The sequence below is a fragment of the Nonomuraea sp. NPDC050227 genome (assembly GCF_044459705.1).
GTDB lineage: Bacteria > Actinomycetota > Actinomycetes > Streptosporangiales > Streptosporangiaceae > Nonomuraea.
In genome coordinates this window covers 1-1,031 of the sequence record NZ_JBITJF010000034.1, presented here as the reverse complement: position 1 = coordinate 1,031, position 1,031 = coordinate 1, and the positions used below count along the sequence as shown (strand labels likewise).

Annotated in this window: 1 pseudogene; it reads left to right on the top strand. The window is 69.1% G+C overall.

Annotation, left to right across the window (positions count from 1 at the left end):
* A pseudogene (locus ACIBK9_RS51815) lies at nucleotides 1-1,031 on the top strand (DNA-directed RNA polymerase subunit beta); the annotation flags it as partial.

Here is a 1,031-nt window from a genome sequence, read left to right as displayed (position 1 = left end):
AACCCCAAGCGGTACGACCTGGCCAAGGTGGGCCGCTACAAGATCAACAAGAAGCTCGGGGTCGACTCCGAGATCACGCAGGGCACGCTGACCGAGGACGACGTCATCGCGATGATCGAGTACCTGGTGCGGCTGCACGCGGGGGAGACGTCCATGGGCCAGGCCGTCGTGGAGCTCGACGACATCGACCATTTCGGCAACCGGCGCATCCGCAGCGTCGGCGAGCTCGTCCAGAACCAGGTCCGGCTCGGCCTGGCCCGCATGGAGCGCGTCGTCCGCGAGCGGATGACCACCCAGGACGTCGAGGCGATCACGCCGCAGACCCTGATCAACATCCGGCCGGTGGTGGCGTCGATGAAGGAGTTCTTCGGCACCTCGCAGCTGTCGCAGTTCATGGACCAGATCAACCCGCTGGCCGGCCTGACCCACAAGCGGCGGCTGAACGCCCTGGGCCCCGGTGGCCTGTCCCGTGAGCGGGCCGGGATGGAGGTCCGTGACGTGCACCCGTCCCACTACGGCCGGATGTGCCCGATCGAGACGCCCGAGGGCCCGAACATCGGCCTCATCGGCTACCTCGCCTGCTACGGCCGGCTCAACGCCTTCGGCTTCATCGAGACGCCCTACCGCAAGGTCGTCGAGGGCAGGGTCACCGACCGGATCGACTACCTGACGGCCGACGAGGAGGACCGGTTCGTCGTCGCCCAGGCGAACTCGTCCCTTGGCGCGGACGGCGAGCTGACCGACGCCCGCGTCCTGGTCCGCACCAAGGGCGGCGAGACCGACTACGTGGCCTCCCGCGAGGTGGACTACATCGACGTGTCGCCGCGCCAGATGGTGTCGGTCGCCACCGCGATGATCCCGTTCCTGGAGCACGACGACGCCAACCGGGCCCTGATGGGCGCGAACATGCAGCGCCAGTCGGTGCCGCTGATCCGCAGCGAGGCGCCGCTGGTCGGCACCGGCATGGAGTACCGCGCCGCGACCGACGCCGGCGACGTCATCAGCGCCGAGAAGGCCGGCGTGGTCGAGGA